This is a genomic window from Gephyromycinifex aptenodytis (assembly GCF_012277275.1).
Lineage (GTDB): Bacteria > Actinomycetota > Actinomycetes > Actinomycetales > Dermatophilaceae > Gephyromycinifex > Gephyromycinifex aptenodytis.
Window position 1 is genome coordinate 2171261 of sequence record NZ_CP051155.1, and the last position, 15887, is coordinate 2187147.

The 15887-nt window shown below is 68.5% G+C and carries 10 protein-coding genes and 1 riboswitch; all 10 genes read right to left on the reverse strand.

What is annotated here, in order from left to right; all coding sequences use genetic code 11:
* Positions 1-3: 3 nt before the first annotated feature.
* Positions 4-1182: an ABC transporter substrate-binding protein gene (locus G9V96_RS09375; protein ID WP_168582788.1), complete on the reverse strand. Its 1179-nt coding sequence runs from the start codon at positions 1180-1182 to the stop codon at positions 4-6.
* 193 nt (positions 1183-1375) lie between these two features.
* A riboswitch (cobalamin riboswitch) is annotated at positions 1376-1504 on the reverse strand.
* Between the two features lie 278 nt (positions 1505-1782).
* Entirely contained in the window at positions 1783-2964 is a 1182-nt protein-coding gene (locus G9V96_RS09380; protein WP_168582789.1) for an adenosylcobinamide amidohydrolase, read from the reverse strand.
* The gene (locus G9V96_RS09385) at positions 2961-3968 is read right to left on the reverse strand and encodes an ATP-binding protein (protein ID WP_168582790.1); all 1008 of its coding nucleotides are present in this window, start codon (positions 3966-3968) and stop codon (positions 2961-2963) included. The genes G9V96_RS09380 and G9V96_RS09385 overlap by 4 nt, the downstream gene beginning before the upstream one ends.
* A complete protein-coding gene (locus tag G9V96_RS09390; RefSeq protein ID WP_226913255.1) occupies positions 3965-5995 on the reverse strand; it encodes a VWA domain-containing protein in 2031 nt (676 codons plus the stop codon). The genes G9V96_RS09385 and G9V96_RS09390 overlap by 4 nt, the downstream gene beginning before the upstream one ends.
* Positions 5992-9921: a cobaltochelatase subunit CobN gene (cobN, locus tag G9V96_RS09395; protein WP_168582791.1), complete on the reverse strand. Its 3930-nt coding sequence runs from the start codon at positions 9919-9921 to the stop codon at positions 5992-5994. Before cobN ends, G9V96_RS09390 begins: the two co-directional genes overlap by 4 nt.
* Complete coding sequence (locus G9V96_RS09400; protein WP_168582792.1) at positions 9918-11015, reverse strand: radical SAM/SPASM domain-containing protein; 1098 nt, start codon at positions 11013-11015, stop codon at positions 9918-9920. Before G9V96_RS09400 ends, cobN begins: the two co-directional genes overlap by 4 nt.
* Positions 10997-12406 (reverse strand): carbon-nitrogen hydrolase family protein, encoded by a 1410-nt coding sequence (locus G9V96_RS09405; RefSeq protein ID WP_168582793.1) that lies wholly within the window; start codon positions 12404-12406, stop codon positions 10997-10999. The genes G9V96_RS09400 and G9V96_RS09405 overlap by 19 nt, the downstream gene beginning before the upstream one ends.
* Positions 12393-13490, reverse strand: coding sequence for an ABC transporter ATP-binding protein (locus tag G9V96_RS09410; protein ID WP_168582794.1), 1098 nt, complete (start codon positions 13488-13490; stop codon positions 12393-12395). Before G9V96_RS09410 ends, G9V96_RS09405 begins: the two co-directional genes overlap by 14 nt.
* Complete coding sequence (locus G9V96_RS09415; RefSeq protein ID WP_168582795.1) at positions 13487-14602, reverse strand: FecCD family ABC transporter permease; 1116 nt, start codon at positions 14600-14602, stop codon at positions 13487-13489. The genes G9V96_RS09410 and G9V96_RS09415 overlap by 4 nt, the downstream gene beginning before the upstream one ends.
* A complete protein-coding gene (locus G9V96_RS09420; protein ID WP_168582796.1) occupies positions 14599-15849 on the reverse strand; it encodes an ABC transporter substrate-binding protein in 1251 nt (416 codons plus the stop codon). The genes G9V96_RS09415 and G9V96_RS09420 overlap by 4 nt, the downstream gene beginning before the upstream one ends.
* Between the last annotated feature and the right edge of the window lie 38 nt (positions 15850-15887).

Below are 15887 nucleotides of genomic sequence, written 5' to 3' on the forward strand. Positions count from 1 at the left end.
CCCTCAGCCACGGTCGGAATCTGCAGCCGAGTACCAGTACGTGCCCTGGAACGGCGTGTCCAACCACTCTTCGAAGTACGTCTTGGCGTAGGCGCTGGGGTCGACGTCGGTGAACCGGTCCGGGTAGAGCCACTTGGCCAGCTGCGCCGTGCCGATGTAGCCCTTGTCCGAACCCAGCATGTTCGTCTGGAAGAAGTAGATGCGCTTGTTCTTGGCCGCCTTCAACCGGGAGAACGTCGAGGTGTTGTTGAGCAACTGGTCGGTCAACTCTTCGAAACTCTTGTCATCGGTGGCCTCGTAACCGCCGTACCAGGAGTTGTTGACCGTCACCGCGTCCGGGTCGATCTGCAGGATCCGCTCGGCGCCGAGCTTGACGGTGGTGCTGGACTCGGAGGCATCCCAGGCCAGATCCGTGGGGTCGATGCCGCCGGCGTTGAGGATGGCCATTCCCTCACCGGTCCCGGGCTTTCCGTCGGTGGTCTTGCTCGGGTAGACGGCGAACTCATCCTTGGGCGCGCCGGAGTTCAGCGCCACGACCCGTAGCTTGTCCGCCTCGGACAGCCCTTCGAGGGCATTCTTCGTCTTGTCCTCGATGCCGTGCTTGAACTCGAGGTACTCCTCGACACGAGACTGCTTGCCATAGAGCTCGCCGACCTTCTGCGCCTCTGCGTCGAGCTTGTCCGGCAGGTAGTTGTACAACCGAATGACCTTGATCCCCAGTGGATCCAGCTTCTCTTCCAGCTCCATGTTGCGGTTCGGGTGGGCGAACACCACATCCGGTTTGGCCGCGATGAGCGCTTCAATGTTCAAAGACTTCCCGGCGCCCAGGTTCGTCAACTTGTCCAGCGGCAAGTACGGATTCAGTTCGTCGGCTTTGTCGCCGTACGCCACGACCGTGTCGAAGGCACCGAGCAACTTGACGAGCTCGAGGGTGTTGCGGTTGAGGACCACGGCCCGCGAGATCGGCTTGTCCAGGGTGATTTCTCGATCGAGAGCATCGGTGACCGTGATATTGACGGCCGCGGTGGAGCCACTGGCCGACGCACCGGAGTCCGGCTGGCTCGAACCACCCGAGGCGCCGCAGGCAGACAGCGCAAGCGACCCGGCCAAGACAGCTGCGATACCGGCTGTCGGCCGTTGTAGGTGCCGCATCCTCAGTGGGCGGGGGTGAAATGAAGTCATGGGGTGCGCTCCTTGATATGCGTGTTGGTCCCCAGCACGAAGCTCGTAGACGCGAGGGGCGCAGGCCGACAAACCAGCGATGCCGAAGTTTGTTCCGGAACCGCCATTCAGTCGGCGGCCGTCGGAATCTCGTCAGAACACGGCCCTAAAAAGGGCGGTGCCCGTAGAGCGGTCCGTCGTCCGCGAACCTGCTGATCGGGCTCGACGACGGGCGACCGGACTTAACCTCTCGCGAGGTATCACCGTTGCGAAGACAGCGCCGGAGTCTCACCGGCTTCGCCGTACGCCAGGCCCCCGGCGCACTCGGCGCCGAGGGCCTCATAATCTCACGCCACGTCGGAGTGACGGAGGTTTCTTAGAGCAAAAGATAGTGAGCCAGCGCTCATTCATCGGTGATGAGCGCCGCGATCAGCCAAACATTCATCGGGTATCAAGGCGATACCCACCTGCTAGCTATTCACCACACGCAATGGTGTGCGGGCCAGCGGCAGACGTTGCCAGACAGCTGCCCTTCAATACGTACCTGAACGGCGACTCGGTCAACTATCGAGACCTGGGCGCCCCACCCGACGCGGTTGACGGCGCCGCCAAGACGGCTGCTCAGTCGCTCAGCGATGCGCACGCCTGGTGCAGGTCCCGCCATTTCTCCACGTGCCCCAGGCAGATCGCGGTCGGGATGAGCACCGCCACATCCGCTTCGCAGGAGTCCAGCCGGGCGCGCAGCGCGCGCACGTCCGCACGGTCCCCGGAAGCCGCCAACGCGATGAGAGTCGCCGCCCACCGCAGATGGTCGCCCGCGGAGTCCGTAGGCAGGATCCCGGCGCGGATCTGGTCGGCGACCTCGGCCATCCCGGCAGCGGCTGCCACGATGCGTGGGTCGGCGTCCAGGCCTCGCACGTTGACGGCAAGTAGGTCGGCGTCCTCGCGGCTCAGCAGAGCCCGCGCGGTCTCGATGATCCCCTCCATCGACACCCCGTACCTCGCCAGTTGGGCCGAGACCGACCGACGCGAACTCGGCTCCATCCCGTTCTGCAACACCAACGCCGAACGCACCGACGCACCCACCGCTTCGGAGATCAGACGCCCCAACACCACATGGTGCCCAGCGCTGCGAAGCGGTGCACCCCCACCGATCGGGCAGCACAACGCGCTCTGATCAGTGCCGGTACCCGTGGCTCGTCCCGGGCTGTACCGCGAGCCCACCACCAGGTCTCCCAGCGCCGCCGACTTGGCCTCCGTCGCCGTGATGAGTGCCCGCACCAAAGCGCCCGGCACCAACTCGTGGTTGATGAACAGCAACGTGTTGATCGTGCCGTGCGACGGCTGGGGTGGTTCGCCGCTGGGTTCGTAACGGCCCTGCCACTCATAGCTGCCCGCCGGGTCACCCGCCCGGCCCGCGTTGCCTTCCACCCCGGCGGTGCTCACTGCCGCCACTTGCAGGTCGCGGAACTCCCGGGTCGCCACCCCGGCGCAGCGCATCGATGCGGCCGTCCCGAGGCCGGCGGTGCGTTCGGGATCGAGCTCCCGCTCCGCGCATATCCGTTCGTGCTCCTGCACCTCGTGCGCACCGAGGTAACGCATGACCCGGGAGCCGTGCCCGGCCGGTTCGCACGACTGATGGTTGTAGACCGCAGTCAGGTCCTCGCGCATCCCCCCGCCGAGCGGGGAACTGATGAGCACGCGGTGCGGTTCTGCGAATCGGGCCACGATCGCCATCGCGTCCGCGTGGACACTCACCAGCCCCGGCTGATCCAACAACGGCACCGCCAGGACTTCACTCATCGGGACCCCCCAGCCGCCGTGACCGCGCCGATACCCTCCAGCGGTCGGCGCCGCATCCGGTGCGGCAACACGAACTGAGCCGCGACGTCGACGTCTTCGGCCTGTGCGTGCTCGCGACCGTTCCAGGCTGCGAGCGCCGCAGCGGCCCGCATCATCGTCAGGTCCGCGCGGTGCCCGTCGACTCCCGCCTCCAGTGAGGTGTTGGCGATCCGCAGCAGGAGTTCATCGCTGACGTCCACGCTGTGCACCCGATTCAGCGCTGCGGCGATCCGCTCGGTGATCGCCCAGCTCGGCTCGGCCCACGCCGAAGCGAAACCGGCCGGATCGGCGTCGTACCGGGCTCGTCGCTGCATGATCGTCACCCGTTCTCCCACATCGCTGGACCCGGCCACGGTGACGCACAGACCGAAGCGGTCGAGCAGTTGCGGGCGCAGTTCGCCCTCCTCGGGGTTCATCGTGCCGACCAGCGAGAACCGAGCCGGATGCGACAGGCTCACACCCTCGCGTTCGACCGTGTTCACCCCCATCGCGGCGGCATCCAGCAGCAGGTCGACGACGTGATCGTCGAGCAGGTTGACCTCATCCACGTACAGGATTCCCCGGTGCGCGGCCGCCAGCAGACCCGGTTCCAAGTGGCGACGCCCTTGGGTGAGCGCCGCCTCCAGGTCCAGGGTGCCCGCGACGCGGTCCTCCGTTGCACCGACCGGCAGTTCCACGACCGGCACCCGGACGTTCACCAGCTCCGGGGAGTCACCAAGGTCGGGCACGAGCTGGCCGCGGTTCTCCAGGTACTCCGCCAGCGACAGGTGGTACGGCGTCCCGGCGACCTCCTGCCGTTCTGGCAACAGCTGCGCCAACGCCCGCACCGCCGTGGACTTGGCGGTGCCCTTCTCGCCGCGGATGAGCACACCGCCCAGTTCTGGGGAGATGACGGTGAGGATCAACGCCAGTTTGAGGTCGTCCTGACCGACGAGGGCAGCGAAGGGGTATGGGGGGCGGCTCACGCGGTGTGTCCTTTCACAAGGCCGACCAGGTCGTCGGCGTGCAGATCATCGATGGCATAGCTGGGGGCGTGGAGCGCCGCCGCGAGTTCGCGGGCCAACCCGAACCGCAAACCTCGGGGATCCTCGGTGTCGACCACCACCCAGGTGACACGTTCGTCCTGCGCGAGATGGTTGGCCAACTCCAGGGCTTCCCGGCGGGCGTCCTTATCGCCGGCCTCAAGGGCGGCGTTGGCGCGCCCGTCGCTGACGAGCACAACAAGCGGACGCAACAAGGGCTCGCGTCGCAACAGTGGGGTGAGCAGACCCGCGGCGGCAACAAGCCCCGCAGCCAACGGGGTTCGCCCACCGACCGGCATCTGCTCCAGGAGACGATTAGCGACCTCGACCGAGGCCGTCGGCGGCAGCAACACCTCGGCGTCCCGGCGCCGGAACGAGATGAGCGCCACCTTGTCGCGCTTCTGGTAAGCGTCCAGCAGCAGGCTCAGCACGGCACCCTTGCTGGCCACCATCCGGCCTCGGGCCGCCATCGACCCACTGGCGTCGACGACGAACAAGATGCAGGAACCCGTGCGCCGCTCGCGCACCTTGGCGTGCCAGTCCGCCGGGCGCACTTCGATGAGGGGAGCCTGCACCGCGCCGCTTGAAGCCTTCGGGTCGAGGCTGCCACGGCGGGCCCGCTGGTGCACTGCCGCAGCGCGCAAGGTCGCATCCAGAGCCAGATCGTCTGGGATCTGGGTGGGGCGAGCCCGCACGTACCTGCCGCGCCGGTCGGCGCTGCGGCTGCGGTGGCGCCGACCGGAGCCGCGACGCGCCTTGCGGTCGGTGTCGGGTTCGAGCGCACGGACGCGGAACGGTTCGCCCGGGGGTGGCGCCGGCAGTTCGCCGTCGACCGGGCCCGGACCTGCGTCGGGGGGGTCGTCGGACAGCTCCGTCTGGGCACCGTCCGGCCCGACCAGACCTTCGTGGCTGCGCGGGGTTTCCCCTTCACCGGGGGGAGGTTCGGACGCGGGTTGGCTCGACTCGTCGGAGTCGTCGGAGTCCTCGCTTTGATCCGCCTCTGCCGGCCCCTGCGAGTCACCGTCATCCTGACCCGTCGGCGGCGTCTCAGTTTCCTGCGGCGGCGGGTCAGCGTCGTCATTCGGGGTCGGGCTGGGCGGTGGCGGGGCAGGCATCGCCTCACGGCGACGATGCGCGAGCGCCAACTCCGCGACGGCCAGCACATCCGCGACGCTGACCCGTTCGCGCCCCTGCCAGGCGGCGTGCGCCCGAGCCGCTTCGGTCAAGGACAGATCTGCCCGGTGGCCGGCGACGTAGGCCGAACAGGCGAGCTCGGCGATGGTTGCAGCAACCTCCAGCGGCACCTGCACCCGGGCTACCCGCTCGCGCGCCGAGGTGAGCCGCGTCCGCAGCGACTCCTGCTCGGTCTCCCATCGGCCAGCGAACGAGGCGGGGTCGGCGTCGTAGGCGCGTCGGCGCCGCAACAACTCCACCCGCAGGGCCGGGTCCCGCTCGCCGACGACGTCGACGCACAGCCCGAACCGGTCCAGAAGCTGAGGACGTAGCGACCCTTCCTCGGGGTTCATCGTGCCCACGAGCGAGAAGCGGCTCGGGTGGCTGGCCGAAAGACCTTCCCGTTCAACGTGGTTCACGCCGTCGGCAGCGGCGTCCAGGACCAGATCAACGAGATGGTCGTCGAGCAGGTTGACCTCATCCACGTACAGCACGCCCTCATCGACGGCGGCGAGTAGCCCCGGCGCGAACACCGGGCGGCCCTCCTGCAGGCTGCGCTGCAGATCCAACCCGCCGGCCACCCGGTCCTCGGTCGCACCGAGCGGAAGGGTGCGCAGCGGCGTCCCCGGGGGTAACAACTGGGCGAGCGCGCGGACCGCCGTCGATTTCGCAGTGCCTTTCTCGCCGCGCAGCAACACCCCGCCGATCTGTGGCCGGATCGCGACCAGCAGAAGCGCCAAGCGCAGCTGCTCCTGACCGACCAGGGCGGTGAACGGGTACCCGATAGCGGAACTCACGACCCGACACCCGAATCGACGGTGTCTTCCACGTCAGCCTCGGCCTCCAAGTAGGCGGAGGTGAGTGCGTCCCGCATCTCCTGCTCAGCAGCCCACAGCCCGCGCTGGGCCATGTCGAGCAGCTTGTCCAGAATGTTGTGCAACGCGTACGGGTTGACCTGGGAGAACCACTCCTGCATGCCCGGGTCCAGCGCATAGCGGCGCGCCACGCGATCCCACAGCGCGTCGTCGACGACGTCGGAGGTCGCCTCCCACCCGGCAAGAATGTCCAGGACTTTGGACAGGTCGCCCGCGCCCTTGTATCCGTGCCGCTGCAGGCCCGAGATCCACGCGTCGTTGAGGATGCGGGAGCGGATGACCAGGCGCGCCTCCTCGTTCGTCGTGCGGTTGCGGGCTCGGCGCGGGTCGGAGGAATCGCCGACGAACGACGTCGGGGCGCTGCCCCGGGCGACCGTGGCGGCCGCGATGAGGCCTCCGTAGTAGTTGTAGAAGTCCGTGCAGCTGAGCATGTCGTACTCGCGGCTGTCCTCGTTTTTCACCGTGGCGTCCATGCGGCGCAACTGGGCGGTGAAGGCCTGCGGTTGGGCTGTGCCGTACGTGCCGCGACCGTAGGCGTGCGCGGAATAGCGAACGTAGGTGGCGGCCAGATCATCCTTGGTCTCCCACGCCTTGGACTCCACCAGTTCCTCCACTCCCGCGCCGTAGCTACCCGGCGGGCAGCCGAAGACCCGCAGGGTCGCCAGCCGCCACGCCTCCTCGGCGTCGGCCCCGGCGGCCAGGTGCTCGGGCAGGTCGGCCAGGACGTGCGCGCGCAGGAAGTTGCTCTGCCCATCCTCCTCCAATGCCGCCACGAGTCCGGCCGCGTCGTCCAGCAGCTCGACCAGGTTGGGGAAGGCGTCCCGGAAGAAACCCGAGATGCGGGGCGTCACGTCGATCCGTGGACGGCCCAGCTCGGCGGGCGGAACCACCTCGACGCCGACGACGTGACCATCCGGCGCCCACCGCGGACGCAGCCCCCACAGGTGCAGGATCTCGGCGATGTCCTCACCGTGGCTGCGCATGTTGGCGGTGCCCCACAAGATGATGCCCACGTTGCGGGGGTAGGGATCTTGCGGGTTCTCCTGGGCGTACCGCTGCAGGAGGTTCTCAGCCAAAGCCACCCCCACCCGCCACGCGGCGGGGGTGGGCAGGGTGCGCGGATCCAGGGAGAAGAAGTTCCGGCCGGTGGGCAGGATGTCGGCATTGCCTCGGGTGGGGGCGCCGCTCTTACCCGGGGCGACGAAACCACCGGCGAGCGCGGTGAGCACGGACTCCATCTCGTCGCTGACGTGCGCCAACCGCGGCAGCAGGTCGTCGATGAGATAGACCAGGGCGGCCTCGACACCGCCATGCCTACAGCCCAGTACCTGCACGGCGGCTTGAGCGGCGGCCTGCGCCGGGTCTTCGGGGGCGCCGGCATCGGGGCCGGAAGCGAGCGGAACCTCTGTTGTCCCCAGGCGGGCGCAGGCGGCGTCGTACACGGCCTCGACCAGGGCGCCACACGCCTCGTTCGCCTGCCGCAGCCGGTCGATACCGGCGACATCACCCAGAGCAGGCAACACGCCAGCGACATCGGGTTCCGTCGCCAACTCCACACCCCAACAGTCGAGTACGGATTCGCGCAGACTCGGCACGTCGCCGTTGGGCAGGCGCAGGAGTTGCACGAGGTATTCCACGACCCGTTCGCGCGGCCCCAGGCCGGGGTTGTCGTCGCCGCGATCACTGGCCACCCGCCCCAGCACGTGCAGCCCGTCGCTGATGGCGTTGTCCGACAGTTCCAGCAGGTAGTGGCGGACGTGGTTGACGAACTCGCTCGGGTTGCCCAGCGCCGACTCGCGGTCGATCTCCAGGTCGACCTGCAGGTCCACCTCCTCGATCGCTTCCCACAACGCTTCGGCCACCCCTTCGGCGGCGGCGGCCGAGCGGGAGGCGGCGTCCGGGTACTCCCGGGCGAGCCGGTCGACCAGGGCGAGTTGGTCATCGAGGGCAGCGTTGCGCATCGGCGGGGTGAGGTGGTCGACCAAGGCGCAGTGGCTGCGTCGCTTGGCCTGGGTACCTTCGCCGGGGTTGTTGACGATGTAGGGGTAGATGTTGGGCAGGTCGGCCAGCGCCAACTCCGGATAGCACTCCTGGGACAAGCCGAGCGCCTTACCCGGCAGCCATTCCAGGCTGCCGTGGGTGCCGACGTGCACCACGGCATGCGCGCCGAAGACGTCGCGCATCCAGCGGTAGTGGGCCAGGTAGTGGTGCGGTGGGGGCAGCACAAGATCGTGCAGGTGCCCCTCGCTGACCTTCTCCAGTTCGCCGCGCGGGGGCTGGATCGTCACGAACACGTTCCCGTTCACGAAGCCCGCGAAGCTCAGCTCCCCCTGGTGCACGAACAACTCCCCGGGCGGAGCGCCCCAGGACTTCGCGAGGCCTTCCTGCACCCGCTGCGGCAGGTCGGCGTTCCACCGCACCGCGGTCGAGGTGTCCGCGTGGGCTTGGGCGCGGGCGTGCATCGCGTCCGGGGTCAACCATCGCTGGTCGCAGGTCAGAGCGTTGAGCATCCGATCCGAAAGTTCGTCGGCGGTGGCGAATTGCTCTGGTACGACATAACCCTCACGTGCCATCCGGGCCAGCAGCAGACGCACACTCTCGAACGAGTCCAGACCCGAGGCGCATCCGATGCGGTCGTTGCGGGGCGGGTGGTGATGGAAGACGACGGCGATACGCCGCTCGTGCGCGGGCAGACGCCGCAGCCGCGCCCAGGCCATGCTCAGGTCGGCCATCGAGTCGACCCGGTCCGGGATGGGCACCAGCCTGGTGATGAGCGCACCAGTGAGCGGATCGAGCATGTCGCTCTCCTTGGTCGCCACGACCCGGGAGATGAGCGCTCCGTCGAACTCCGGATGCGCGGCTTGCACGGCGACGTCCATCGTCGGCATGCCCTGCTGGGTCGCCTCCCATTCGGTGCGCTCACCGGATGAGGTCATGGCTTGCAGGAGCGGGACGCCGAGCCCGGGGAAGACATCCGCCGAGGACGGGTCGACCGCCAACAAGGAGAAGCCCTGCAGGTTGATCACCGCGTCGACCAGGCTGGCCTCGTCGCGGCGGAAAAACCGATTGACGATCGCGCGAGTGCCTGCCGTGCCGCGAACGGCGTCTTCGAAGCGGTGCGCGAACACCGGTATCACTTGAGCGCCGCGCTCCCGCAGTGCACCCACCAACGCTTCTACGTGGGCGATGTTGTCGTTGAGCCAGAAGATCTGAGGAAACAGCAGGCCGATGGTGGGCGTACTCGCCTCCAGGCTGTCCAGGTAGCTCTGCTCAGCAGGGACCCAGCCGGTTTCCGGCAGCCACAGTCCTTCTGTCGGCACCGAGACCGGTGAGGCGACGGGCCCCGCGCTCGTCGCCGACCCGTCAAGGTCTTCCTCACCGGTCGGCTGCGCCTTCCCGCTGCGGCGACGCTGAACGGCTGCGACGACACCGGCCAAGGCAGCGGTGAGGTTGTCGACGCCTCCGACATCGAACAACCGGACCAGCGCCGCCCACGTGCCGTCCTGCAGCCCGTCGCCGTACTCGTGCGCGGTCGGCAGCACCGCGTCGTCGTCACCGGCCGGTTGCAGGTGCAGGTAGGGCCGGTTCGGGTCCCCGCGTTCGGGCAGCAGCTCTGCCAGGTCGGGCCAGGCCGGGCAGCTGGCCATCCCCCCGTGCAGGGACAACACGACGGCATCGCAGGCCAGCGCGGTGGCCACGAAGTCCGCCGCCCCCTCGGCAGTGCCCACCTGCAACCCTGTGCGGGCAGCGATCCGCACGTCGATCCCCGCCTGCTGCAAGCGTCCCTGCACGCTCGCCAGGGTGGCCATCTCCCCGCCGCTGGCGCTGTAGTAACAGATCGACGTCATGATGGCGTCCTTTCGCAGGTAGCGATGGTGCGGTAGATCAGGCACGTCAGGTGGGCGTTGCCCGGCTCGAGACCGGCATCCAGCGCAGCCTCCAGACGGGACGGGCAATCTCCTGGGCAGCGGCCCTGTAGCTCGCATTCCTGGCAGGGACCGGTGAGGTGGACGTCGCGGAACTGGCGCTGCAGCGCTGCCCAGTCGACGTCGCCGACATGTCCGGCAGCCCGCGCCGGGTCGCCCACACTCTGGCTGCACGGGTAGACGGTGCCGTCCGGTGCCACGGCCATGCTCTGCCCGAGGGCGGCATGGCAATACGGTGCGGGAGTTCGCGCCACAGCGTTCGGGTGCGCCCCCGCATCGGGCGCATCGGCCGGCCTGCGCACCTGCACCGTGACGGGGATGGGCGCCGGGCGCAGGGCTCGGCGTACCGTTTCCAGTTCGCGCCAGGTGAACGGCGCCGTGCGCAACCGCGCGATCTGCCGCACCGCGTGATGCAAGTCGGTGATGCCGCGCGCTACTTCCTTCGGATCAGGCAGGAGGTCGTCGCGGCCGCGCGCCGCCCCTTGGGAGACCAGCGGGTCCAGCGCAAGACCGACGACGTTCGGGTAGGCGGCCAGCAGCAAAGCAAGTTCGGCCAACCGCGTCGCGTTGACGGCGCTGAGCACAGCCGTGACCCGCACCGGGATTTCGCGGGCCGCGAGCAGCCCCAGACCGGCGAACGTCTCCCGAGCGTGGCCGCGCACCTGCTCCTGCACTTGAGGTGGGCCATCGATGCTCACCCCGACCTGCACCCGGTACCTGGCCAGCAGATCCAGTACCGGCGGCGTCAACCGGGCAGCGTTGGTCTGAACGGCCACAGTTGCTGGCAGCGCCTCGGCGGCGATGCGCTGGCAGACCTGCTCGATGATCGCCGGGTTCAACGTCGGTTCCCCACCAGCGAACTGCACGTGGAACGGCAACCCGGACTGCGCCGCCAGGTCGAGCGCTGCATGCGCGGTCGCGGGGCTCATCCGGCCGCCGAGCAGACCCCGATAGCAGTACGTGCAATCAAGGTCGCAGGCCCCGGTGGGCCACAGCACTAGAGACCGGATTGGCATAGCGCCTCCCGATCCAGGATGTGTGCGGTCTTCCAATCGCCGCCGGCGCGCGCCGACCACCCCCCGGCCAGCCGGGCCTCGAGTACCGAATCGCAAGTGAGCACTTCCGGGGCAGCATGATCGAGCGGCGGGATCGCCAGCTGCGCGATGTGCGGGGACACCACCGCGACCGCGCTGCGATCTAAGGCTCTGAGCAGCATCAGTTCACGCTCCTGAGCACTCAGGTCATGAGCTGACACGACAATCAGGTCCACCCCGCGCTCGACCAGCGCCAGAGTCGCCTCCGGGTGCCGCCCGTCCCGCAGGTCCACGGCCGCGACCAGCAACGAACCCGCTCGGGCCACAACCGCGTTCTCGGCCCGCTCGGGGCGCCGGCGCCGCCCTGAAACGCAGGCGAACGCGCCCTCGGTGTCGCTGCCGATGACCACCGGCGCAGCGTCGTCGGCCACCTCGCGCCCCGGCGCCACCACGAGAAGCTCCGGCGCATCGGCACCATCACCGCCGGACCGGCCGACCACCACCCGTACCCGCGTACCCGGGCGCGTTCCAGGCTCGCGCTCATCACCAGGGTGTTCTGGTGCGGGTCCACCGGCCAGCGTGGCCCAGGTCTGTGGACGGCGGCCGGACAACGCCTCGGCCCGCTCGCACCACATCCCCTCGGCTAAGGGCATGTCGTGGACGAGGACCTGTGGCGTCGGGGAACTGCGCTCCGCACGGGTGGCGCCCTGCGCGTCGTAGATGGCCGAGCTGGCGCTGCGGGCATCGAACTGTCCGTCGACGCCGGTCCGGTTGGCCACCAACACCGGGATCCCGTTCTCGGCGGCTCTGGCACGCCAGATACGGCGCGGGTCGAGATCCCCACACGGCCAGTTGGACGGCACGAGCAGGGCTTTAGCCCCGCGCAGTCGTAACGCCCGAGCCGGACCGGCGTAGTAGGTGTCGGCGCAGATGAGCAACCCGACCGGGCCCCACGGGGTGTCGATGGGACGTGCCTGAGCCGGTTCCCCACGGCTGGCCCAACGGCTCTCGGCGACGAGCTTGCGGTGATGGCCGGCCAACCCGGTCGGCGAGACGAGCATCGCCGAGTTGAACAGCGAACCGTCCGGGTCGCGCTCCAGGTATCCGGCCGCGCACCACACTCCCAGCCCGGAACACACCTTCTCCAACGCGTCCAGCGTCGGGCCGTGGCGAGGTTCGGCCACGGCTCGGGCTTCCTGCACGCTGCCGAAGCCATATCCCGCGACGGCGAGTTCGGGTGCCAGGACGAGCTGCGCGCCCAGATCTGCGGCGTGCCGCACCGCTTCGATGAGCGCCGCCCGATTCTGCGCCGGCTGACTCCGGTCCGGGGCCAGGTGCGCCAACCCCACCCGCACGTAGTCAGGCTGCGTCATCGGCGTTCCCCATCCGCTGGAGCCATTTCAGGGCCAGCGCGTGAACGTCGGCGAGGTTGCGGTGCTGGCTGGCGCCGTACTCCGGGTGGGTCAGCGTCCACGGCAGCTGCCCGTCGGTGATGCTCAACCGCACTTCGGCACCGCTGTCCTGGACCGGGTCGGAGCGCTCCGTTCCGTACTCGGCTGGGCGACCGACGTCATACCCGGCGCGGCGCAGGCACCGCTCACCCAACGCCGCTTTCATTCCGACGCCGTCGACGACGGCGCGCGGCCGCCCAGTCGAGTCGGCCTGGAAGGTGAGCGTGGCCAGATCGAAGTGCACACCCGGCGCCGCGAACGGAGCAGCCAGCAGGCCAGCCTGGGCCAGATCCTCCGGTCCGCCGACGTGTAGTTCTTCGCTGCGCCCCGCGACCCAGACCTCGTCGGCGTAGGACAGGATCGCTTCGATGTCGTGGGTGCACACGATGACGGCGATGCCGCGTTCGCGGCTGATCCGCCGTGTCAGTTCCAGCACCGAGACCCGTCCGGGTGGGTCCAGGAAGGCCGTCGGTTCGTCCAGGAGCATGACCTGCGGCTCTTGAGCCAGCGCCCGGGCGATCATCACCCGCTGGCGCTGCCCGTCCGACAACTCTGCGAGTTCCTGCTCGGCAAGGTGCTCGGCACTCACCGCGGCCAAGGCGTCAGCGATGATCTGCCGGTCGTGCTCGTGCAGCCTGCCGGTCAGGGACGAGTGCGGGTGCCGCCCGAGCCCGACGACGTCGCGGGCCAGCAGCCGCCCGGGGTCGAAGCGGTCGGTCAGGACGGCCGCCAGGAGCTGGGCCAGCTCACGCCGCTTCATCCCGGCCACGTCGCGACCGGCGATCTCCACCCGCCCACCGAGCATCGGCTGTAGCCCGGCAATCGAGCGCAGCAGGGTGCTCTTGCCTGCGCCGTTCGGGCCGACCAGGCCGATGAGTTGGCCTGCCTCGACACTGGCGTGCACGTCGGAGAGGACCACGTGCGCCGATCCGCGCCCGCCCGGGTAACCGACGGCGACCTCGTGCAATGCCAACAACGGGCCGTGTTGCTGCAGCGGGCGGCTCATGTGTTCATCCCCCGGTGTCGGCGGAGCAGAATGTAGATGACCACGGGCGCCCCGAACGCGGCGTTGACAGCGTTCAGCGGCAGCACCCCATCGCCGGGGAGACCGGCAGCGACATCAGCGGCCAGCGCCAACGACGCGCCGATGAGGGCGCACCCCGGCAGCAGGATGCGGTGATCGGAGGTGGCGAAGTAGCCGCGGGCAAGGTGCGGGATGGCGATCCCGAGGAAGCCGATCGGCCCACAGAACGCGGTGGCGCTGCCCGCGAGGATGGCGCTGCTGAGCACGATGGCGCCCCGCACCAGGTGCAGGTTCATCCCCATCGTCTGTGCGTACCGGTCTCCCAAGAGCAGAGCGTTGAGCCATTTGGCCAGCAGCATCGTGAACGCGACCCCGATGAGCAGCACCGGGCCCAGCACGCGCAGGTTCGGCCAGGTCACTCCGTGGTAGCTGCCGAAACCCCAGCGCACGTACTGCGCCACCAGTTCCGGGGTGGCACCGGCCAGCAACACCGTGACGGCGGCGGAGACGAGGTAGCCGATCATCACCCCGAGCAACAGCAGGGTGTTGGAGGATTTCAGGAATCGTCCGGCGGCCAGGATGAGCAGCATCACCAGCGCTGAACCGAACGACGAAGCCAGGATGAGTCCCAGGTCCCCGCTGAGGCCCAGACCGGAAGTCAGCGACGCCGCGTACGGTGAGGTACCGGCCAGCAGGACGATGATCGCCACCCCCAGGCCCGCCCCGGAGGACACTCCGAGCACGTACGGGTCGGCGAGAGGGTTGCGGAACAAAGTCTGCATCTGCAGCCCGGTGACACCGAGCGAGGCGCCCACCAGAAGCGCCGTGATGGTGCGTGGGATGCGGATGTCGAACAGCACCGTCCGCACGACCGCGGGCGCTTCACCGCCGGTGATCGCGGCCAGCAGTTGCTCGGGCGGAATGCGCAGCGCACCCAAGGTCAGGCCTGCCAGAGCGACCAGCGCGACGATGAGCAGGACCAGGGCGAACCGGGCGGTGAGACGCGCTGTTCGGGTGACGGCCCGGTCCTGCACGGAGGACGTCGAGGCGACGTCCTCCGTGCAGCGCTCCCGGGTCGGAGCAGGTGAGCTCATCCCTTGGGGACCTGCTCGTAGTAGGTGAACTCGTGGTTCGGCATCAGTTCGGGGTGCAGGATCGCCACGAGGTCAGCCAGGACCAGGTCGGGGCGCACCACACCGGACTGCCAGTAGTCGTTACCCCCACCGGGGGTCAGCTTCTTGGAGAAAGTCCAGACGTCGCCGTTCTGCACCGGGGTCAGTTTGCCTAGGCGTGGGTCGTCCTTGATCGGTTCGGCCAGGCTCTCCCACCGCTCGGAATGGGTGGCCCCGATCCAGTACTGCGCCTTGGCGCCCTTGGCGAGCACCACCTCCAGATCGAGCGGTTTGGTGCCGACACCGGCGACGTCCTTGAGGACGTATTCGCCGCCGGCGTCCTTGATCTCGTTGGCGAGGTAGCTGTCGGCGGCGCTGGCGTACCAGGTGCCCTTACTCATCGCCCCGAGCAGAACCGTTGGACGCTCAGTGACGCCTTGGGCCTTGGTCGCCACCGACTGATAGTCGGCCTTGATCTTGCCGTAGACCTCGTTGGCCTGCTTCTCACGGTTGAGCAGGATCGCCTTGAACTTGGTCCATTCCGCCCGGCCCAGCGCGGTTTTCTCCAGCCACTCCGCGTCGGCGATCACCGGGATCTTCAACTCGGCGATCTTGGCGTTCTCCGCACTTGCGGTACCGGAGGTGACGTACACATCCGGCGCCAGGGAGGCGAGTTTCTCGACGTTGACTTCGCCGTTGGCGTTTTTGATGCTCTGGATCTGACCTGAGTCGACGGCGTCCTTGGCGGGCCCCTCAGCGAGCTTCTCGGCCGAGGAGACGGCCACCAGCACGCCCATCCGGTCCAGTAGTTCGTAGGCGGGTACCTGCGTGGTGGAGCCTGCGGCAACCTTCTTGACCGGGACGCTTACCTTGGTCGCTTTGGCGAGTTCGCCCTCCAAGCTCGGTTCGGGCGCACCACATTGAACGAACACATACGACTCCGGCGCAGCCCCCGGCGACGGTTGTGTGACCGTGACGACCTTGTAGGACTTCTTGTATTCGACGCTGATGTTGGTGGCGTCTTCGAACTCCACCTTGTCCGGGAAGTAGTCCTTGGACTCATCGAAGTCGGTGATACAGCCGTCATCGCCTGAACCCTCGGCAGAGGCTGCACCGGTCGAACCGGCGGTGCCGGAGGGGGAGGTACCGCAGGCAGGAATAAGAGCGAGCATCGGCATGAGAACCGCGGCTGCAACGATCGGGCGATTCTTCAGGAGGAGGTCAGGCACGTAAAGCTCCTTGAACGTGCCGACAAAGGATGCGCAGC

Bases quoted from the DNA above. Each gene is read 5' to 3' on its own strand.
- G9V96_RS09375 (WP_168582788.1), bottom strand. From the start codon at position 1,182: ATGACTTCATTTCACCCCCGCCCACTGAGGATGCGGCACCTACAACGG.
- G9V96_RS09380 (WP_168582789.1), bottom strand. From the start codon at position 2,964: ATGAGTGAAGTCCTGGCGGTGCCGTTGTTGGATCAGCCGGGGCTGGTG.
- cobN (WP_168582791.1), bottom strand. From the start codon at position 9,921: ATGACGTCGATCTGTTACTACAGCGCCAGCGGCGGGGAGATGGCCACC.
- G9V96_RS09400 (WP_168582792.1), bottom strand. From the start codon at position 11,015: ATGCCAATCCGGTCTCTAGTGCTGTGGCCCACCGGGGCCTGCGACCTT.
- G9V96_RS09405 (WP_168582793.1), bottom strand. From the start codon at position 12,406: ATGACGCAGCCTGACTACGTGCGGGTGGGGTTGGCGCACCTGGCCCCG.
- G9V96_RS09410 (WP_168582794.1), bottom strand. From the start codon at position 13,490: ATGAGCCGCCCGCTGCAGCAACACGGCCCGTTGTTGGCATTGCACGAG.
- G9V96_RS09415 (WP_168582795.1), bottom strand. From the start codon at position 14,602: ATGAGCTCACCTGCTCCGACCCGGGAGCGCTGCACGGAGGACGTCGCC.